The following is a 19840-nucleotide window of genomic DNA, read 5'->3' as shown; positions in this document are numbered from 1 at the left end:
GGCCCGGCTTTTTTGTGTCCGGACTGCTGCTTACTGGGTAATCAGCTCGGGGTTTGCCTGCTGGCAGACGGTGTCGCTGGCGGTCTGGTTCACGATGTCCTTGGGCACCGTGGTCTTGCCGTACTTGGTTCCGGACGCGAAGTCGGTCCCCAGGTACAGCTGCACTCCCGAGACGCCCGCAGACGGCGCCACCTGGGCGGCCGGGATACCGAACAGGGCTGCTATGTCGGCGGCGACGTCCGCGAACTCCGGCCCGTAGTACACCATGGTCTTTTCGGTGGTGTCGGCCTCCAGCTGCCCCACTTGGGTGAAGCCGCCGGCAACAACGGCCTCGACGATTTCCTGCATCCTGGCCGCGTCTGCCGTCCCGTTTGCCACCGTGATCGGCTGCAGCGCCTTGTCATACGGGGCCGCGGGCTTGGTCGGCTTCGGTGAGGCCGACGGCGAGGAGGTGGCCGAGGGTTTGGGTGTCGCTGACGGTGACGGGGCTGCCCCCCCGTCCGGGTCCGTCAGGTCGACGTCCTTCCGCAGGGCAGCGAACAGCTGCGAGGACGCAGGCTGTGCGGCTTGGAGCCGGTTGGGGTCGCTCGTGGCGGGGACGGTGGGCAATGCAACAAACGCGACCTTGCCGACGTCGATCGTCTTGAGCCGGTTGGCGATGGTGATCATGGCCGGCACCGAAGAGAGCCCGTCATCGACGGTGAGGTTCTTCGTGATGACGTCGGCGATGTTCAGCAGCTTCGCCGGGTTGCTGAGGGTGCCGTCATCCTTGATTTTGCGGGTCAGCGAGGACAGGAATCCCTGCTGGGCCTTGATGCGGCCGAGGTCGCCGCCGTCGCCGAACGCGTGGCGGGTGCGGAGGAACGCAAGCGCCTGTTCACCCTGCACCTGGGAGGTGCCCTTCGGCAGCCGCAGCCGCGAGTCGGGGTCGTAGACGGCATCGCTGATGCAGACCTCAACGCCGCCCACGGCGTTCGAGAGCTCCTTGACGGCGTTGAAGTCGGCCATCATGAAGTGGTCCACCTCCATGCCGGTCAGCTTGTTGACGGTGTCCACGGCGCAGCCGATGCCGGCCTCTTTCATCGCCTCATTGATCATGATGCCGCTGCGGGCCGGGTACTGCTTCCCGGTCTTCTGGTCGGTGCACTTGGGAATGTCCACGAGCAGGTCCCGGGGGAAGCTGATGACGTTGACCCGCTTGTTGTCCTCCGAGATGTCCATGAGCATCATGACGTCAGAGTTGCCGTACCCCGTGGAGTCCTCGGAGCTGCCGTAATTCGAGTTCTTGCCGTCACGGGTGTCAGAACCCAGGATCAGGATCTGCAGCCTGCCGGTGGCGTCGTCAGTGCTGTCGGTGCGGCTGCTTCCGGCGCCGAGCGCGGACGTGGAGATGTTGGACTGCAGCCTGAAGTACCAGTAGCCCGCGAAGGCGAGGCCGCCGGCCAGGACCACGGCCACGACGGCGGTGGTCACCTTGAGCCATGTGGGCTTGTGGTGGAGATTCAGGTGCCGGGCTGCGCCCAGGCGGGCGTCCTCGGCATGCCGGGCAGCTGGCTCGGAACGGGCGGGTGTGCCCGGTCCTTGGGCGCGGTTGTCGCGGCGTCGCACCACAGGGTGTACCTTCCTCGAAAAAATGGGATCCGGCTCATTTTAGTGGCCGTTTCTGGGAAAACGCCGGAAATCCGGCGTTCCCGGCCCGGCGCGCAGGCCTGCGCCCCGAAAGGCAGGCGGGGCGGGTCAGAACCCGAGCTTCACCAGCTGCTTGGGATCGCGCTGCCAGTCCTTGGCCACCTTGACGTGGAGGTCGAGGTAGATCCGGGTGCCCAGGAGTGCCTCGATGCCCTTCCGCGCGTTGGTGCCGACCTCCCGCAGGCGGCTTCCGCCCTTGCCGATGATGATGGCCTTCTGCGAGGGGCGCTCCACGTAGAGGTTGACGCGGACATCGAGCAGCGGGTTGTCCTCCGTCCGGCCTTCGCGCGGCACGATCTCTTCGACCACCACAGCCAGTGAGTGCGGCAGCTCGTCGCGCACGCCCTCCAGCGCCGCCTCCCGGATGAGTTCGGCGACCATGACAGCCTCCGGCTCATCGGTCAGCTCGCCGTCCGGGTAGAGCGGGGGCGACGGCGGCATGTGGCTGATCAGGACGTCCGCCACGGTTCCCACCTGGAACCCGTCGGCGGCCGAGACCGGAACGATGTCCTTCCAGCCGTCCTCGCCCAGCACTTCCCGGCCGAGCTCGGCGACGGCCAGCAGCTGCTCCGTGAGGGCCTGCTTGTCCACCAGGTCGGCCTTGGTGACCAGGGCGATCACCGGTTTGCGGCCGACGGCGGCGAGCTGGGCGGCAATGAACTTGTCGCCGGGGCCGATCTTCTCGTTGGCGGGGATGCAGAACCCGATCGCGTCAACTTCCGCCAGCGTGTCGGCGACGAGTTCGTTCAGGCGCTTGCCTAGCAGCGTGCGTGGCCGGTGCAGGCCGGGGGTGTCCACGAGGATCAGCTGGGCGTCCTCGCGGTGGACGATGCCGCGGATGGTGTGCCGCGTGGTCTGCGGCTTGGCGGAGGTGATGGCCACCTTCTTGCCCACCAGCGCGTTGGTGAGGGTGGACTTGCCGGCGTTGGGCCGGCCCACCAGCACCGAGAATCCGGCATGGTACCCGCCGAACGGTTCGCCGCCGTCGGCCTTATTCTGCTTGCTCACGTGGAACTCCCTGTTGCATTGGTTCGGCCTCGTCGAGAAGTTCTTCAAGGTCAGTGTTGTTTGGAACGGCGTCTTTGGGGGCAACGGCTGCGATGATGTGGCTGACGCGGTTCCGGCGGCCCTCCAGCCGCTCCGCGCGCAGCGAAACGCCGTCGAGATCCACCGCGCTGCCCACGATCGGGACCCTCCCCAGGGCCTTGGCCAGCAGCCCGCCCACGGTGTCCACCTCGTCGTCGTCCAGTTCGATGCCGAACAGCTCGCCGAGGTCGTCGATGCCCATCCGGGCGCTCACGCGGTACGTGCCGTCGCCCAGATCGACTACGGCGGCGCTCTCGGAGTCGTATTCATCCACGATCTCCCCCACGAGCTCCTCGATCAGGTCCTCCAGCGTCACCAGCCCGGCCGTTCCGCCGTATTCGTCGATGACGATGGCCACGTGGGTGGATTCCTTCTGCAGTTCCCGTAGGAGGTCGCTGACCGGCTTCGAATCGGGGACGTAGCGGACCTCGCGGGCCAGCGCGTCCACGACCGGAGGTTCGGCTTCAGGGTCCAGGCCGTGAATCGCGGCGGCCACGTCCTTGAGGTAGATGATGCCCAGGATCTGGTCGGTGTTCTCGCCGATGACCGGGATCCTGGAATAGCCCGACCGCAGGAACAGCGACATGGCGCTGTGCAGGCTCGAGCCGGCGTCGATGGTCAGGATGTCCGTGCGCGGCACCATGACGGCGCGGACGAGGGTGTCACCGAACTCGAAGACAGACTGGATGAGTTCGGCCTCGTTGTCCTCGATCATGTCCGACTCCGTGGCCCGGTCAACCAGCTCGCGGAACTCCTCCTCGCTGAAGTAGGAGTCGTCCCCGTTGGGCGAACCCGGGGCCGCGGCGCTGCCCAGCCGGACCAGCCACGCGGGGATCGGCCCGAGGACCCAGGCGAGGAACCGGACCAGGGACGCTGAGTACTGGGCCACAGCGGCCGGATGCGAGCGGCCCAACTGGCGCGGGGAAACACCCACCAGCACGAAGCCGAGGACCGCCATGATGCCGGTGGCTGCCAGCCCGGCCAGCCAGACGTTGTCCAGCAGGCTGTAGAGCAGCACGGCAACAGCCACGGCGGAGGCCGTCTCGAACCAGATCCGCCAAAAGCGAAGGGCCCGCATGTGCGTCATTGGCTGTTCGAGGATCCTCCGCAGCGCCGGGCCCTGGCTACCCTGGACCGCCTGCTCGGCGTCGTGGCGCGGCAGAAAGCTGAAGGCAGCCTCGGCAGCAGTCAGCAGCGCTGCGGCACCGAGAAAGGCCAGCGCCATGCAGACAAGGAGCAGTGAGGTCACTGGGTGGTCTCGGCCGGTGCTTCTTTGCCGGTGAATGCCGTCAGCAGTTCGCGCTGCAGGCCGAACATTTCTGCCTTCTCCTCGGGTTCGGCGTGGTCATAGCCGAGCAGGTGGAGGATTCCGTGCGTGGTGAGCAGCAGCATCTCGTCCTGGGTGGAGTGGCCGGCGTTGCGCGCCTGGACCTCGGCCACCTGGGGACAGATCGCGATGTCGCCGAGCATGCCCTGCGGGGTGGGCTTGTCCGGGGTTCCCGGGGTCAGCTCGTCCATGGGCACGGAGAGCACGTCGGTGGCTCCGGGCTCATCCATGAGCTCAATGTGCAGCTTTTCCATCGCAGGCTCGTCCACCAGCAGGATGGACAGTTCCGCCTGCGGATGGATGTACAGCTGCTCGAAGATGAACCGTGCCAGCGCCACCAGCCGGGCCTCGTCCACCTGGACACCGGATTCGTTGTTAACTTCGATGCTCATGCGTGCTCTCCCGTCGTTCCCGGGGCACGGAATGCTTGACCCGGTTGCGTTGTGCTTCATCCCAGATGCTGTAGGCGTTGACGATGTCCCCCACCAGGCGGTGGCGGACGACGTCGGCGGCGTCCAGAACGGAAAAGCTGACGTCGTCGATTCCGGTCAATATCTCCTCGACGATGCGCAGGCCGGAGCGGGTCCCGAACGGAAGGTCCACCTGCGTGACGTCGCCGGTGACCACCATCTTGGAGCCGAAGCCGAGGCGGGTCAGGAACATCTTCATCTGTTCCGGCGTGGTGTTCTGCGCCTCGTCAAGGATGATGAAGGCGTCGTTGAGCGTCCGGCCACGCATGTAGGCGAGCGGCGCGACTTCGATGGTCCCGGCCGCCATCAGGCGCGGAATCGACTCCGGATCCATCATGTCGTGCAGCGCGTCGTACAGCGGCCGCAGGTACGGATCGATCTTGTCGCTGAGCGTGCCGGGCAGGAACCCGAGCCGTTCGCCCGCTTCCACGGCGGGGCGGGTGAGGATGATCCGGCTGACTTCCTTCTGCTGCAGCGCCTGCACCGCCTTGGCCACCGCGAGGTAGGTCTTGCCGGTGCCTGCGGGGCCGATCCCGAAGATCACTGTGTTGGAGTCGATCGCATCCACATAGTTCTTCTGGTTCAGGGTCTTGGGCCGGATGGTTTTGCCGCGGCTGGACAGGATGTCGTGGGTCAGCACCTCCACCGGATTCTGCAGCGACTGGCTCCGGAGCATCGAAACCAGCTGCTGGAGGACTGCAGGCGTGATCACGGTCCCGCGGGCCACGAGTCCCCGGACCTCGTTGAGCAGCCGCATGATCCGCGGAACGTCGGCCGCGGGTCCGTTGATGGAGAGTTCGTTGCCGCGGACGTGGAAACTGACGGCCGGGAACTGGTCCTCGATAAAGCGGAGGGCTTCGTCGTGGCTACCCAGCGACTGCACCATCTGATCAGAGTTATCGAAGATGACCACCTCCGTCCGGACACCGGGGAGAGTATGGGGGAATTCACCCGTGGTGCGGTCCCCCGTGTTGAGGCGGCGCTTTCCGTTTGCTGATTCAGTCATGGTGACGGCCCTCGGGCCTTCGGTTCCTCCAGTTCGGAATATAACTCGTTTGCGTCCTTACATCTTACGCCAGCGGACGCCCCTGGCCTGCTGCCCCGGAAGGTCACGGCGGACCGCAATTCCGTAACGCATTCCCGCGATTAGATATCAACTTTGTATCGGCCTCATATCGTTCCCGTTGCAGTTCCGCCGCCTGCCGCGAAAGGCGCACTCTGCTCCAGACTCTCGTGTAATGCTGGACAAGGAGCCCGCCGGGAACGGTCCGGCGTGCCCGCAAGCAACTGCTGTTTCGAAGGGATCGCCAGCATCAGTCAGCCAGGAACTCCGGCCCGGAAAGTAACGCGGATGCGCTCCGTCATGCTGTCCGCCGTGCTTCCTGCTGCCCTGCTGCTGTCCGGGTGCATCGCCGACCCCGGTCCCGCGGGGACCGCCGCAAATTCTCCGACGTCCTCGTCCCGGCGGGCCGCCGGCACCGACGGCGTTCCCACCACCAGCGCGCCGCTGGAAACAACGCAGTCGTCCAATAAGGCGCCCGTCTATTGGATCGGGCGGAGCAACAGCAACGTGTTCCTGTACCGCGAGTTCCGCGACGTGCCGGACGATGAAAACCCCATCACGCGGGCCCTTCGCGCCATGATGTCGGAGACGCCGCTGGATCCGGACTTCTTCACGCCATGGCAGAACCCCAAGAACCTCGCCACATCGATCTCGGGCACCAACGTCATTACCGTGGACGTTTCCGCGGACGCCTTCAACAGCAACCTTGACGCGGACATGGCCCAGCGGGCCATCCAGCAACTCGTCTACACGGCCACGGCCGCCGGCGCCAGTTCGGGGCTGATCGACGCCGGCCAGCAGATCGAAGTGGTGATCCTGGTGGACGGGCACACCGATTACCTGGCCTTCAAACACGTCAAGCTCGGTGCGCCCACACCCCGCAGCGCCGGAATGGTGGCGCCGGTGTGGATCATTGATCCGCAAGAGGGCACCGGGGTCGGCGACGGGCGCGTCAAGATCTCCGGGCGAAGCACCGTGCCCAACGGCAAACTGCACTGGCGCATCCTGAAGGTCCAGGACAACGGCGACAAGGAAAACTACCTCACCGGCGAAGTCTCGGCGGCAGCCGATCCGGCCGCTGCCGGAGTCTTCGGCATCACGGTTAACCTCGCGCCCGGCAATTACGAGGTGCGCGTCTCCCAGATCAACCCCGGCCGGGCCGAGGATGAACCGAACGTGGACTCCCGCGGGTTTACTGTCCGCTAGCAGCTCTCCGCCTGACCCGTGTGATTTTTTGATCCAACCTTGCGGCAAGCCCGATCTGTCCTTGATCGGCCGCGGTGAGAATGGGCGAAAACCTACAGGAGGTGCAAGGCGCAGTGACGAACATCAAACTCGTGGACGACAGGCAGGCACCGCTTCCCGGCTTCGACCTGCCCGATCTTGACAGCGGCCATCCGGCGACCGGGCAGCCGAAGGTTCCTGCGACTGCAGGGACAGGTGAACGGGACGTGTTCCCGGTCTACCCCTTCATCTGAGGGCGCCTCTTCACCTGACACCGCCTCGGCTGCCCCAGGGCGCAGGTGGAGCTGCGGGCTACCAGCGTCCGAGGACGTCGCTGGCAACCACGACGCCGGCCGGTCCGGCGGTCGATGACCGCAGCACATGCGGTCCCAGCAGCGCCGTGACCGCACCCGCGCTGCACAGCCGGGTGACCTCGCGGGGGCCGATGCCCCCTTCGGGGCCGACGACGAGGAGGATCTCGGTGGCGTCCGCTCCCGCCCCCTGGTGTTCCTCCGACCACTTGCCGTACCAATTGGCGAGGACCTGCCGCAGCGGCGTGACCGCGTCCTCGTGCAGAATGACGGCAAGACCCGCGCCTGCCACCTCTTTGGCCAGGGCCGGGGTGTCGACGGCGGGACGCACCTCGGGGATCCAGGCGCGGCGCGCCTGCTTGGCGGCGGCCGTTACGGCGGACTGCCATTTGCCATGGGCCTTGGCTGCCCGGTCACCCTTCCACCTGACGATGGAGCGTTCCGACTGCCAGGGGATCACCGCGTCGATGCCGAGTTCGGTGGCGGTTTCGATCGCCAACTCATCGCGGTCGCCCTTGGCGAGTGCCTGCACGAGGACCAGCCGGACGTCCGGCCGCTGCTCCATGCTGACGGACGTGCATTCGACAGTCAGTTCGGCGGGGGCGGCTTCGGTGACCGTCCCGGTGATGCGCCTGCCGGCACCGTCGGCAATGTCCACCTGCTCCCCCACCGCCAGCCGTTTGACCGTAACGGCGTGCCGGGCCTCGGCGCCGTCGAGGATGAACAGGGAACCGGGAGCGGTGCTGTCCAGCGTGCCGGCCGGGGTGAAGAATACGGGGTTGCTCACCGCTACAGGTTACCGAGGCGGTCCCGCAGCTTGGCGAAGACGCCGCCGCTCGCCGCGAGCTTGCCCTCGGAGAACTGTTCACCGCGGAGCTTGGCCAGCTGCCGGAGCAGGTCTTCCTGCGCGGGGTCGAGCTTGGACGGCGTTTCCACCTGCAGGTGGACCTTGAGGTCGCCGCGGCCGTAGCCGCGCAGGTGGGTGACGCCAAGGCCTCGGAGCGTGATGATCTCGCCGGACTGGGTGCCCGCCTTGACATCGATCTCCTGCTTCCCGTCGAAGGTCTCCAGGCTCAGTTCCGTGCCGAGGGCGGCAGCAGTCATGGGGATGTTCAGGGTTGCGTGCAGGTCGTCGCCCTCGCGGACGTAGGTGGAGTCATTGTTGACGCGGATTTCCACGTAGAGGTCACCGGACGGTCCGCCCGCGGGGCCGGCCTCGCCCTGTCCCGAGAGCTGGATCCGTGTTCCGGTGGCCACGCCGGCGGGGACCTTGATGGTCAGGGAGCGTCGGCTGCGGATGCGGCCCTGGCCGCTGCACTCGTTGCAGGGGTCCTTGATGACTGTGCCGAAGCCCTCGCAGGAACCGCAGGGTGCGGCGGTCATGACCTGGCCCAGGATGGAGCGGACTGCCCGCTGGACCTGGCCGCTGCCGCCGCAGATGTCGCAGCGTTCCGGATGCGTGCCCGGCTGGCAGCAGGACCCTTCACACGTGGGGCAGGTGACGGCCGTGTCCACTTCCAGCTTCTTGTTGACGCCGAAGACGGCGTCGCGCAGCTCGATCCGGACACTGATGAGCGCGTCCTGGCCGCGGCGGACGCGGGACGCAGGTCCGGTAGTGCCGCCGGCGCCGAAGAAGGTGTCGAAGATGTCCTGAAACGCGAAGCCCTGCCCGGCGTAGCCGCCGCCGCCGAAGCCGTTGTCGGTGCCATTCTCGTTGCCGGTGGTGTCGTAGACCCTGCGCTTCTGCGGATCGGACAGCACCTCATAGGCGTGGGTTACGGCCTTGAACCGTTCCGCGGCCTCTTCGCCCGGGTTGACGTCCGGGTGAAGGGAGCGGGCCAGCTTGCGGTAGGCCTTTTTGATCTCTTCGCCGGTGGCTTCCGGGGAGACTCCAAGAACGTCGTAGTGGCTGCTCAAAGTTCGTATCTCTTCCTGGTTGTACTGCCTGTGGTCAGAGGATGTCCGGGGCGTCCGGTCACGGTCCCAGAATCCTCGAAAGGTAGCGGGCCACCGCGCGCACGGCGGCCATGGTGGTGGGATAGTCCATCCGGGTGGGGCCGAGGATGCCCACCTTGGCGGTAGCGTCAGGGCCGTAGCCGGTGGCCACGACCGACGCCTCGGCCAGCCCGTCGTAGGGGTTTTCGCGGCCGATGCTGACGGCCACTCCCCGCGGGTCCTGCGCCATGTCGCTCAGGAGCCGCAGCATCACCACCTGCTCCTCGAGGGCCTCCAGGACTGGTCCGATGCTGAGCGGGAAATCCACGTTGGACCGCGCGAGGTTGGCGGTCCCTGCCATGACCATGCGGTCTTCGCGGCTGTTGTGGGCGAGGCCTTCCAGTCCCTTCGCGAGGGCCATGGCCGCGGGGCGTTCCGCCGGCGCGCAGCCGGCCACGACGGCGGCCAGGTGCTGGGGCAGGATGGCCACCGGTGTTCCGGCCACGCCAGTCAGGAAGCGGGTTCGGAGGGCGGCGATTGTGTCGTCTGACAGGTCCTGCCCGGCGTCGACAACGCGCTGGTCCACCTTGCCGGAATCGGCAATCAGTACGATCAGCACCTTGCGCGGCGCCAGGAGCACGAATTCAATGTGCCGGACCACGGCACGGCTGAGGTGCGGGTACTGCACGACGGCGACCTGGTTGGTCAGCTGGGACAGAAGCCTCGCCGTCCGGTCCAGGACGTCGTCGAGGTCCTCGGATCCCTCGAGCAGCGTCTGGATGGCTCGCTTCTCCGCCGGAGAGAGAGGTTTGACCGCCGAGATCTGGTCCACGAACAGGCGGTAACCCTTGTCCGTGGGAATCCTGCCTGCGCTGGTGTGCGGGGCCGTGATGAGGCCCTCGTCCTCCAGTGCCGCCATGTCATTGCGGATGGTGGCGCTGGAAACGCCCAGATGATGCCGTTCCACCAGCGCCTTGGAGCCGACGGGTTCGCGGGAATGGACATAGTCCTCCACGATGGCGCGCAGCACCTCAAGCTTCCGTGGTTCGCTCACAGTCCACCTCCTTTTGGCCTTATCCGCGCCGGGCCTGATCCCGCCCGTAAACGCCATGGTTAGCACTCGACATGCCTAAGTGCTAACAAGTCTAATATGAGTCGCCCCGTTGTTAGCATTGGTACCGCTCCGGGCGAAAATCCGGGCGCCTGCCCCCGGCGGCATGCACGCTGCCGGAGCGGCTCTTTTCCATGCAGACTCCTATTGCAAAGCGGTGAATGAATGCAGTACCAGAACTGGGGCCCGCAGGAGATTGCAGCTCCCGCCAAGAACAGCCTGCCCGAGGTACCGGTGGAGCGCGGGATGGTGCTCGAGGACGCCCAGTCCGGCTGGGTGGGCGCCGTGACCCGGGTGGAGAAGTCCGGCGGCATGCACGTGGTGGCGCTCGAAGACCGCCGCGGCAAGTCCCGGTCCTTCAAGCTTGGCTTCGGATTCCTCCTCGAGGGACAGCCGATCCGACTGATGCCGCCGGCTCCCAAGGCGAAAGCCGCCGGGTCCGCCACGGCCACACGGACGGCGTCGGGCTCGGTGCGCGTGGAGGGGCAGCGCGCCCAGGTGGCCAAGGCCAGCCGCATCTGGGTTGAAGGCAAGCATGATGCCGAGCTCGTGGAAAAAGTCTGGGGCGACGACCTCCGGGTGGAGGGCATCGTCGTCGAGCCCCTGCACGGCATCGATGACCTGGCGGCAGCGGTTGCCGATTTCCGGCCCGGTCCCGGCCGCCGGCTGGGGGTTCTGGTGGACCACCTGGTCCCCGACTCCAAGGAGTCCCGAATTGCCGACGCCGTGATGGCGTCCCCCGGCGCCGACGGGAATGTGCTGATCGTGGGCCACCCGTATGTGGATGTGTGGCAGGCGATCCGGCCGTCGGTGCTGGGAATTCCGCAGTGGCCCGTAGTGCCCCGCGGCACAGACTGGAAAACGGGGATCCTCACCGCCTTCGGCTGGCCGCACGAGACCAAGGAGGACATTGGCCTCGGCTGGCAGAAGCTCCTCGGCGCGGTGCGGACATACGCCGACCTCGAGCCCGCCCTGCTGGGCCGGGTGGAAGAGGTCATCGACTTCCTGACGGTGCCCTAGTTCCACGGCCATTCCCCGTGTTTCAGCGTTGAGCCCACGGTTGCCCCTACGGCCCGGTATCCTTGGTACGGCGTCACCGCACTGCGGCCCGGCGCCACACGCACCGCACAAAAAGCACGATCGCACCAACGCAAGCTAAAGGAAGACACCGTGGCAGAAGACGCTCGCGACCGCAGGGACACCCAGTCCGGCCAGGACCTGCCCCAGTACCATGGCGTTCCGGCCAACGCGCTTCCGCTGACGGCCAGCGAGGACCGGCAGTGGGCCACCCTGGCGCACTTCGGCGGCATCCTCGGGTGTGTTCCGGCCCTGCTGATCTACCTCATCTTCCGCGACCGCGGTCCCTTCACTGCGCAGGAGTCCAAGGAAGCGCTCAACTTCACCCTGCCGCCGACAATCGCGGCGTTCGTGGCGAACCTGCTGGTGCTGCTTCCCGTCGTCGGAAACCTGTTCGCGGTCCTCGCCACGCTCATTTGGATTGCGCTGACGTGTTTCGCGGTGTCCGCCGGCGTCCACGTCAACAAGGGCCAGCCGCACCGGTACCAGTACAACCTCCGCTGGATTAAGTAACGAGCTCACCAAAACAACGCGAGGTCAGATACTGCCCAATATCCTCGAAGGATCGGGGCGGTATCTGACCTCGCGTTGGTTTTGCAAGTTCAGTCGGGCAGGATCCTGCGGACCACGGCATCGGCCAACAGGCGGCCCTTCAGCGTCAGGACCAGGCGGCCCCTGAAAACCTGCTGCGGTACCACCAGGCCGTCGGCGATCAGCCCGGCCACGGCCTTCCTTCCGGACGGCGAGAGGGCAGCGGTATCGAGCCCTGAGGACAGCCGGGCCTCCAGCATCACCTTTTCGATTCTGCGCGTTTCCGCGTCGAGCGTCTCGCGGCCGGCCGCCGGGGAGACGCCTGAACCCAGCCGGCCGGCATAGGCGGTGGGGTGCTTGACATTCCACCAGCGCACCCCGCCAACGTGTGAGTGCGCACCAGGGCCGATCCCCCACCAGTCATCCCCGCGCCAGTAGGCAAGGTTGTGGCGGCACGCCTGCTCCGGCGTCGCGGACCAGTTGCTGACCTCGTACCAGTGCAGGCCGGCGCCGGTGATCATCCGGTCGGCGAGCTCATACTTGTCGGCGTGGTCGTCGTCGTCGATCCCCGGAACTTCACCACGGCGGATCTGGGCGGCGAGCTTGGTGCCGTCCTCGATGATCAGCGCGTAGGCGCTGATGTGGTCCGGCTGGTAGGACAGCGCCGTCTCAAGCGAGAGGCGCCAGTCCTCCATCGACTCCCCCGGCGTGCCGTAGATCAGGTCCAGGCTGACCGAGAGGCCGGCGTCGCGCGCCCACTGCACCACGAGCGGGACGCGGCTGGGGGTGTGGGTCCGGTCAAGGACCTTCAGGACGTGGGGCACAGCGGACTGCATGCCGAAAGACACGCGAGTGAATCCCGCATCGGCAAGCAGCTGCAGGGATTCGGGCGTGACCGAGTCCGGGTTGGCCTCCGTGGTCACTTCGGCACCGGGTTCGATGCCCCAGCGGTCGATGGCCGCGCGGAGGATTCGCGCCAGGTCCCCGGCAGGGAGCAGCGTAGGCGTGCCGCCGCCGAAGAACACGGTGCTCAGCTTCCGGGCCGGCAGGCCCGACTGCTCAAGGACCCGCGCGGCAAAGTCCACTTCCGAGATGGCGGTGGAGGCGTAGGCATCCTGGGACGCCCCGCCTCCGAGCTCGGTGGCGGTGTAGGTGTTGAAGTCGCAGTACCCGCAGCGCACCGCGCAAAACGGGATGTGCACATAAAGCCCGAAGGCCCGGCTGGCTGCACCCTCCAGCGCCTGCGGCGGCAGCAGGCCGTCCGACGGCGCGGGGTCGCCCAGGGGAAGAACGCTAGGCATGGGTGCGGCCTCCGGAGCTTCCGGCCACGGTCATCACTACTTCTTGGCCTTGTCCTTGGAGGAGTCGTCGGTAGTCAGGGCTGCGATGAAGGCTTCCTGCGGCACTTCCACGCGCCCCACCATCTTCATGCGCTTCTTGCCTTCCTTCTGCTTCTCCAGCAGTTTGCGCTTACGGGAGATGTCACCGCCGTAGCACTTGGCCAGCACGTCCTTGCGGATGGCGCGGATGGACTCGCGGGCGATGATCCGGGACCCGATGGCGGCCTGGATGGGCACCTCGAACTGCTGCCGCGGGATGAGCTCGCGCAGCTTGCCGGTCATCATCACACCGTAGGCGTAGGCCTTGTCCTTGTGCGTGATGGCGCTGAAGGCGTCCACCTGTTCGCCCTGAAGCAGGATGTCCACCTTGACCAGGTCGGCGACCTGTTCGCCGTCGGCCTTCCAGTCCAGCGAGGCGTAGCCGCGCGTCTTGGACTTGAGCAGGTCGAAGAAGTCGAAGACGATCTCGGCCAGCGGGATCCAGTAGCGGAGCTCCACGCGGTCCTCGGACAGGTAGTCCATGCCGCGCATCTGGCCGCGGCGGCCCTGGCAGAGCTCCATGATGGCGCCCACGAATTCATTGGGCGCCAGGATGGTGGCTGCCACCATGGGTTCCTGGACCTCTTTGATCTTGCCGGCCGGGAACTCGCTGGGGTTGGTCACGGTGACGTGGCTCTTGTCCTCCAGCGTGACTTCGTAAACAACGTTTGGCGCAGTGGAGATCAGGTCCAGGTTGAACTCGCGCTCCAGCCGCTCACGGACGATTTCAAGGTGCAGCAGGCCCAGGAAGCCCACGCGGAAGCCGAAGCCGAGGGCGGCGGAGGTTTCCGGCTCGTAGACCAGGGCCGCGTCGTTGAGCTTGAGCTTGTCCAGGGCGTCGCGGAGCACCGGGTAGTCGGTGCCGTCGAGGGGGTAGAGGCCGGAGAACACCATGGGCTTCGGGTCCTCGTAGCCGCCCAGCGATTCGGCGGCGGGCTTGGCCAGGTTGGTGACGGTGTCGCCAACCTTGGACTGCCGGACGTCCTTTACGCCGGTGATGAGATAGCCCACCTCGCCGACGCCGAGGCCCTTGGAGGGCGTGGGTTCCGGGGCGCTGACGCCGATCTCCAGGAGCTCGTGGCTGGCCTTGGTGGACATCATCTGGATGCGCTCACGCGGGTGGAGCATGCCGTCCACCACACGGACGTACGTGACCACGCCACGGTAGGTGTCGTAGACGGAGTCGAAGATCATGGCCCGGGCGGGGGCTTCCGGGTCGCCAACGGGTGCGGGCAGGTCGCGCACGATCTTGTCCAGCAGCGCCTCAACGCCCACGCCGGTCTTGCCCGATACCAGCAGAACGTCCTCGGGGTCGCCGCCGATGAGGCCTGCGAGTTCGGCTGCGTACTTCTCCGGCTGGGCTGCGGGCAGGTCGATCTTGTTGAGGACCGGGATGATGGTGAGGTCGTTTTCCATCGCCAGGTACAGGTTGGCGAGCGTCTGGGCCTCGATGCCCTGCGCTGCGTCCACCAGCAGGATGGCGCCCTCGCAGGCGGCAAGCGAACGGGACACCTCATAGGTGAAGTCCACGTGGCCCGGGGTGTCGATCATGTTGAGGGCGTAGCTGACGCCGTCGAGTTCCCAGGGCATGCGCACAGCCTGGGACTTGATGGTGATGCCGCGTTCGCGCTCGATGTCCATGCGGTCCAGGTACTGGGCCTTCATGTCGCGCTGCTGCACGACGCCGGTGAACTGCAGCATGCGGTCGGCCAGGGTGGACTTACCGTGGTCAATGTGCGCGATGATGCAGAAGTTCCGAATAATGGCCGGATCTGTCGCGGCGGGCACCGGGGCGGTGCGGGCCATGGGAGACACGCAGGGTCCTTACTGTTGGCATTTTGGCGGCGCTGCTCAGGCTGAACTCGGGCCATCCTGCTGCCTGCCGCATATCTGAACTTCTAGTCTCCCACGTCCGGGGCGCTGACAGTACATTTTGCGCGGCCCGCAGGTCCGGTGCGCAGGTATGGTGGCTGGCATGGCTTTGAACCTCTCCTCCATCGGCGGCGCCGTCCGTGCTTCCCTTCGCTTCCTGGGCGTGCTGAGGAAGCCCGCAGCCCGCCCGTCGGAGGTCCGGGGCAGGTCCGGAAGCCCATCCCGGTTGCCCGCCGGCGTCACCGGGACATACCCGGGCGACTTCACCGGCACGGCAACCCTGCGGTACTCCCCCTCCCCCGACGGCCGCCCGGACCCGGGTGAGATCGTGTGGACGTGGGTTCCCTTCGAAGAGGACCATTCCCGCGGCAAGGACCGGCCGGTCCTCCTGGTCGGCAGTCATGGGCGGTATCTGCTGGGCCTGATGCTGACCAGCAAGGACCATGACGGCCGTTCTCGCGGCCGGCTCAACCACGTGGATATCGGCACCGGAACCTGGGACAGGCTGGGCCGGCCCAGCGAGGCGAAGCTGGACCGCGTCCTGCAGATCCACCCGGCCGACGTCCGGCGGGAGGGTGCCGTGCTGGACCGGAAGAAGTTTAGGCTGGTGGCGGACGAGTTGCGGCGTCTGCGCGGCTGGAAATGAGGGCGGCGCGCCGCCCCGGGCGTAAATGGGCAGAAACGGCCCCGACCTGCTAATATTTTTAGCTGTGTGTCCGTGCAGGTCGACGGTCACTGATGGCTGGCCGCCATAGGTATCCCCACGCCGCTCAGTCAAGGCCAGCTTGAAAGCCCTCTAGACCATTTCCGCATTACAAAGAGAGTTCACACGTGGCAAATATCAAGTCCCAGAAGAAGCGCATCCTGACCAACGAGAAGGCTCGCCTGCGCAACAACGCAGTCAAGTCCGAGCTGAAGACGGCCATCCGCGCCGTCAACACCGCCGTTGAGTCCGCTGACAAGGAAGCTGCTACTACTGCGCTCGTTTCTGCCAGCCGTAAGCTGGACAAGGCTGTCAGCAAGGGTGTTCTGCACAAGAACAACGCTGCAAACCGCAAGTCGGCGATCTCCAAGAAGGTCAACGCACTCTAAGGTTTTCCAGTTCATCTGAACTGATGCTTGTGGCCGGCACCATTGGTGCCGGCCACTTCTCTTTAACTTTCGACGGCGGGTCTCTCCATCTTTCGACGGCGGGACTTATCGGCCGCGGGCGGCCGACGCAATCACTGTGACGGCGTGCTCGACGGCGTAGACGGGATCACGGGAAAGTCCCTTGACCTGCGCGTCGGCCTCGGCCGTGACCTGGATGGACCGGGCCAGGCCTTCCGGCGTCCACCTGCGGACGTCGCGCTGCGCCTGCTCCACCAACCAGGGCTGCATGCCCAGTTGCTTGGCGATCTGCGCAGCTGACCCCTTGGCGCCGGCCACTTTGGCGACCGTCCGCAACTTAGCCGCCAACGCCGCGACGAGGGGTACCGGATCGGCACCTGTGGCCAGGGCGTGGCGGAGCGTTGACAGGGCGAGGGGACCGTTCCCGGCCATGGCGGCATCGGCAACCTTGAAGGCCGTCGCCTCGATCCGACCGCCGTAGTACCGGTCAACCATGTCCCCGTCCACGGCGGTCGAGGCATCGGCAATGAGCTGGCTGCATGCGGCCGCCAACTCGGACAGGTTGGCGCCGACGGCGTTGACCAGGGACTGAACTGCTTCGGGCGTGATCCGCCTGCCGGCGGCCTTGAACTCCGCCGTGACAAAGGCGGTCTTTTCCGCGTCCTTCTTCAGGGGCTGGCAGTCGACAATCGGCCAGCCACCGGCTTTCACAGCGTCGAGCAGCTTTTTGCCGCGGGTCCCGCCGCCGTGCCGGAGCACGAGGACGGCGTCCTGCTCGACCTGTTTGAGATAGGTCAGTCCGTCTGCCAGGAAGGCGTCGTTCATCGCTTCGAGGCCATCCACCTCGATCAGCTTGCTCTCACCGAACAGTGAGGGGCTGACGTTCATGGCCAGGGCCCCGGCCTCGTAGGCGCCGGCACTGAGCCTGGTGACCTCCACATCGGGTGCTGCTGCCCGCACCTGGGTCCGGATCCGGTCCATCGCCCGGATGCCGAGGTACTCCTCGGGACCCGTGATCAGGACGACCGACGCAGGCGTGACGTCCCGCCAGGACGCCGAGTTGGCGGCGGGCGTCTTGGATCGTTGCTGAGCAGCGGCCACTGGTGATTCCTCCCGGAGTTCAGATTGCAGACTCTAAGTCTCCCACGCTGCCCGGGGCCGGCGCGGTGCAGCCCGACCACCGGCGCCCGGTCAAGGAGGCGAACCGTGCGGGCGTACGTGGCCAGGACAGAGAGCAGGAACCCAAAACTCAGACCCAGTTCCGGCTCCACAAGTACCGGGGGCACGGAAATTCAGGTAGTGCCAGCCGACATTCGGGTACCTGGCGATATTTTGGGCTGGTCCGGCCGTGGGTAGGATCCATCTACGGCGCTGAATGTGGCTGGGGTGCACTGGGGTCGAAACAGGTGTGCACGCATCTGCTCGTCAGCCTCCTACGGTGCCTTCGTGCAGCGCACCGGCCAAGTGATAGGAAATCCATGGCTCACGCTGTTAGTTTTCGACGCACGCAGGCGGCTAGAGGATCCTTGCGCCATGCTCCCACGCTGCTCCGGCTCATGCTTGTCGCGGTTTTAGCTGCCGCCCTCGCAGGCCTCAACGTACTCATCGCCCCGCAAGCGCATGCGGCGGACGTCCTCGTGACTCCATCGGCAGAGACGACACCCGTTCCGAGTTCCAGTGACGCGGCAGACGACACCGCGATCTGGATACACCCCACGGATCCGTCGCAGAGCATGGTGATCGGTACGGACAAACTAAGTACCGGAGGCGTGGGGGTCTACGACCTGTCTGGGCGCCAGTTACATTTCTACCCGCACGGCAGTATGAACAACGTCGACCTCCGGTACAACTTTCCATTGGGCAGTGCGCGCATCGCCCTCGTCGGCGTGACGGAGAGGAATGTGGAGTCGACCGGCGTTCGATTCTACAAGGTGAACGTCGCGGATCGATCGCTGACAGAGGTGGGGCGCATCAGCACTCCAGGCAGGCCCCGCGGCTTCGCAATGTATCACTCCCCGGTTTCTGGGAAGTATTACGCCTTTGTGCATGACTTCAATACGAATGTGGTGACCCAGTTCGAGCTGGACGGCTCGAATGGATCGGTTCGAGGAACTGCCGTGCGTTCTTTCGACAATGGCGACAGCTCCGAAGGCATTTCGGCAGATGATGAGCTGCAACGTGTCTATGTGTCCGAGGAGAAAGTCGGCTTGTGGCGGTACGGGGCTGAGCCCGGGCACGGTTCAACCCGGACACTCGTGGATCGCACCGTGGCAACCGGTGGACGAATAGTGGAGAACGTCAAGAACTCCGCCATTTATTATGGTCGGCAGGGGACCGGTTATCTGATTGTGTCGAGCCAGGGCGGATCCAACTTCCTCATCTACAACCGCGGTGACAACGCCTTCGTCGGCTCCTTCAAGATCGTCGATGGAGGCGGTGTAGACGGTGTGAATGGTCAAGACGGGATTGATGTCACCAATTTCCCGCTCGGACCTTCCTATCCAGCTGGACTTTTCACCAGCCAGGACCACAACAACACCAATGCGGGCAACGGTAACAGTGGTAACCAAAATCACAAGCTCGTCTCCTGGCAGCGAATCGCCGACGCTTTCAGTCCTCGGCTGCTTGTGGACACCACTTTTGACCCGCGTCAAATAGGAGCAGAGGGCGGAGGTGGAGACCCCGGACCGGGTACCACTACCAGTCCGTCCCTCCGCAGCGGGGCCGACGTCGTCGCTGCCACAACCGACGGCGAGCTGTGGAACTACCCGGCGAACGGCCACGGCGGGTTCCAGGCCCGGCAGAAAATCGGCGTCGGCTGGTCCGGGCTGGCCAAAGGGTTCGTGACCGACTGGAACAGCGACGGCACGTTGGATGTCGTCGCACAATGGAAGGACGGCCGGCTCAGCTTCTACGCCGGACGACCCACGGGTGGATTCCAAGCGGCCCGGGCCATCGGCGCCGGGTGGGGCAGCTACCACATCACCATCGGTCACTGGCGGAAGACCGACCGGCATCCGGGAATCCTGGCCTACGACGCCGCCGGGACCCTCTGGTACTACGGCAACAGCACCGGATCATCGCTCTCACCCCGAATCAAGACCGGGACCGGCTGGGGAGGCCTCTACCTCACCATGACCGACTTCAACCAGGACGGGGCCCAGGATGTCCTGGCTAAACGCAGCGACGGCAGGCTCGTGCTGTACCGCTCCACAGGAACCGGCAGCCTCATCTCGGAAGTCCGGCCCACGGTGGGCACCGGCTGGAGCAGCATCAACAGCATCACCAACGTGGCCGGATTCACCGCCGGAGGCACCGGACTCATCACCCGGCTCACCGACGGCCGCCTCGCGCACTACCCCTTCAGCAACGGCAGCTGGGCAGCACGCACCATCGTCGGCTCAGGCTGGAGTCCCTACAACATCTTCCGCTAGAACCGCCAAGGGCGGGGACACACCCCGGACCCGGCGGCATTCGCCGGGTTGGGGGTGGTGAATGGTCTTACTGCCGAAGTCCTGACTGACGACCGTGTCGGCGTTCCGTCCATTTTTGGGCATACCGACGTCAGCTTGTCGTGCTGAATGCTGTCAGAGTAGGTCTGATCTCGAGTTAGCCGAGGGGATCACGAGATATACCTCCGGACCGCCTCACAGGA

At 65.9% G+C, this 19840-nt stretch carries 18 protein-coding genes; 7 read left to right on the top strand and 11 right to left on the bottom strand.

What is annotated here, in order from left to right; translation table 11 throughout:
* Window positions 1-30: 30 nt before the first annotated feature.
* The 5 genes from BWQ92_RS20745 to BWQ92_RS20725 all read right to left on the bottom strand — a co-directional run bounded on the left by BWQ92_RS20745 (window position 31) and on the right by BWQ92_RS20725 (window position 5578).
* Entirely contained in the window at window positions 31-1611 is a 1581-nt protein-coding gene (locus tag BWQ92_RS20745) for an LCP family protein (protein ID WP_172804319.1), read from the bottom strand.
* A gap of 126 nt (window positions 1612-1737) precedes the next feature.
* Window positions 1738-2697 (bottom strand): GTPase Era, encoded by a 960-nt coding sequence (gene era / locus BWQ92_RS20740; RefSeq protein WP_076802841.1) that lies wholly within the window; start codon window positions 2695-2697, stop codon window positions 1738-1740.
* On the bottom strand, window positions 2681-4024 hold the full coding sequence (locus BWQ92_RS20735) for a hemolysin family protein (protein WP_076802839.1): 1344 nt from the start codon (window positions 4022-4024) through the stop codon (window positions 2681-2683). The genes era and BWQ92_RS20735 overlap by 17 nt, the downstream gene beginning before the upstream one ends.
* Complete coding sequence (gene ybeY, locus BWQ92_RS20730) at window positions 4021-4494, bottom strand: rRNA maturation RNase YbeY (protein WP_076802837.1); 474 nt, start codon at window positions 4492-4494, stop codon at window positions 4021-4023. The genes BWQ92_RS20735 and ybeY overlap by 4 nt, the downstream gene beginning before the upstream one ends.
* On the bottom strand, window positions 4478-5578 hold the full coding sequence (locus BWQ92_RS20725) for a PhoH family protein (RefSeq protein ID WP_076802834.1): 1101 nt from the start codon (window positions 5576-5578) through the stop codon (window positions 4478-4480). Before BWQ92_RS20725 ends, ybeY begins: the two co-directional genes overlap by 17 nt.
* 345 nt (window positions 5579-5923) lie before the next feature.
* Here BWQ92_RS20725 and BWQ92_RS20720 point away from each other — a divergent pair, with 345 nt between their 5' ends.
* Window positions 5924-6841: a GerMN domain-containing protein gene (locus tag BWQ92_RS20720; RefSeq protein ID WP_076802832.1), complete on the top strand. Its 918-nt coding sequence runs from the start codon at window positions 5924-5926 to the stop codon at window positions 6839-6841.
* Between the two features lie 113 nt (window positions 6842-6954).
* A complete protein-coding gene (locus BWQ92_RS23675) occupies window positions 6955-7113 on the top strand; it encodes a hypothetical protein (RefSeq protein WP_157365219.1) in 159 nt (52 codons plus the stop codon).
* Window positions 7114-7171: 58 nt separating this feature from the next.
* Here the strand turns inward: BWQ92_RS23675 and BWQ92_RS20715 are convergent, their stop codons facing one another.
* Genes BWQ92_RS20715 through hrcA form a run of 3 tightly spaced genes read right to left on the bottom strand, consistent with a single transcriptional unit; the run spans window position 7172 to window position 10159 of the window.
* Window positions 7172-7957, bottom strand: a complete 786-nt coding sequence (locus tag BWQ92_RS20715; RefSeq protein ID WP_076802823.1) for a 16S rRNA (uracil(1498)-N(3))-methyltransferase — start codon at window positions 7955-7957, stop codon at window positions 7172-7174.
* Window positions 7958-7959: 2 nt separating this feature from the next.
* The gene (gene dnaJ / locus BWQ92_RS20710; protein WP_076802821.1) at window positions 7960-9087 is read right to left on the bottom strand and encodes a molecular chaperone DnaJ; all 1128 of its coding nucleotides are present in this window, start codon (window positions 9085-9087) and stop codon (window positions 7960-7962) included.
* Window positions 9088-9145: 58 nt separating this feature from the next.
* Window positions 9146-10159, bottom strand: coding sequence for a heat-inducible transcriptional repressor HrcA (gene hrcA, locus BWQ92_RS20705; protein WP_076802819.1), 1014 nt, complete (start codon window positions 10157-10159; stop codon window positions 9146-9148).
* Window positions 10160-10381: 222 nt separating this feature from the next.
* Here hrcA and BWQ92_RS20700 point away from each other — a divergent pair, with 222 nt between their 5' ends.
* Together BWQ92_RS20700 and BWQ92_RS20695 are read left to right on the top strand one after the other, a co-directional pair.
* Complete coding sequence (locus BWQ92_RS20700) at window positions 10382-11236, top strand: DUF3097 domain-containing protein (protein WP_076802817.1); 855 nt, start codon at window positions 10382-10384, stop codon at window positions 11234-11236.
* A gap of 150 nt (window positions 11237-11386) precedes the next feature.
* Window positions 11387-11806 (top strand): DUF4870 domain-containing protein, encoded by a 420-nt coding sequence (locus BWQ92_RS20695; RefSeq protein ID WP_076802815.1) that lies wholly within the window; start codon window positions 11387-11389, stop codon window positions 11804-11806.
* Between the two features lie 89 nt (window positions 11807-11895).
* On the opposite strand, the gene hemW is transcribed toward BWQ92_RS20695, so the two are convergent.
* Together hemW and lepA are read right to left on the bottom strand one after the other, a co-directional pair.
* Entirely contained in the window at window positions 11896-13125 is a 1230-nt protein-coding gene (hemW, locus tag BWQ92_RS20690) for a radical SAM family heme chaperone HemW (protein ID WP_076802813.1), read from the bottom strand.
* 36 nt (window positions 13126-13161) lie between these two features.
* On the bottom strand, window positions 13162-15018 hold the full coding sequence (gene lepA / locus BWQ92_RS20685; protein ID WP_172804318.1) for a translation elongation factor 4: 1857 nt from the start codon (window positions 15016-15018) through the stop codon (window positions 13162-13164).
* Between the two features lie 160 nt (window positions 15019-15178).
* On the opposite strand from lepA, the gene BWQ92_RS20680 reads away from it, so the two are divergent.
* Both BWQ92_RS20680 and rpsT read left to right on the top strand, forming a co-directional pair.
* Window positions 15179-15721: a type II toxin-antitoxin system PemK/MazF family toxin gene (locus BWQ92_RS20680; protein ID WP_076802806.1), complete on the top strand. Its 543-nt coding sequence runs from the start codon at window positions 15179-15181 to the stop codon at window positions 15719-15721.
* A gap of 185 nt (window positions 15722-15906) precedes the next feature.
* Entirely contained in the window at window positions 15907-16167 is a 261-nt protein-coding gene (gene rpsT / locus BWQ92_RS20675; protein WP_018761400.1) for a 30S ribosomal protein S20, read from the top strand.
* Window positions 16168-16272: 105 nt separating this feature from the next.
* On the opposite strand, the gene holA is transcribed toward rpsT, so the two are convergent.
* Entirely contained in the window at window positions 16273-17286 is a 1014-nt protein-coding gene (gene holA / locus BWQ92_RS20670; protein WP_076802795.1) for a DNA polymerase III subunit delta, read from the bottom strand.
* A 377-nt stretch (window positions 17287-17663) separates the two neighbouring features.
* Here holA and BWQ92_RS20665 point away from each other — a divergent pair, with 377 nt between their 5' ends.
* Window positions 17664-19619: a phytase gene (locus tag BWQ92_RS20665; RefSeq protein ID WP_083706382.1), complete on the top strand. Its 1956-nt coding sequence runs from the start codon at window positions 17664-17666 to the stop codon at window positions 19617-19619.
* Window positions 19620-19840: the final 221 nt, after the last annotated feature.

The sequence above is a fragment of the Arthrobacter sp. QXT-31 genome (assembly GCF_001969265.1).
Classification (GTDB): domain Bacteria; phylum Actinomycetota; class Actinomycetes; order Actinomycetales; family Micrococcaceae; genus Arthrobacter.
The sequence above is the reverse complement of the archived record's forward strand: the minus strand, read 5'-3'. Positions and strand labels throughout refer to the sequence as shown.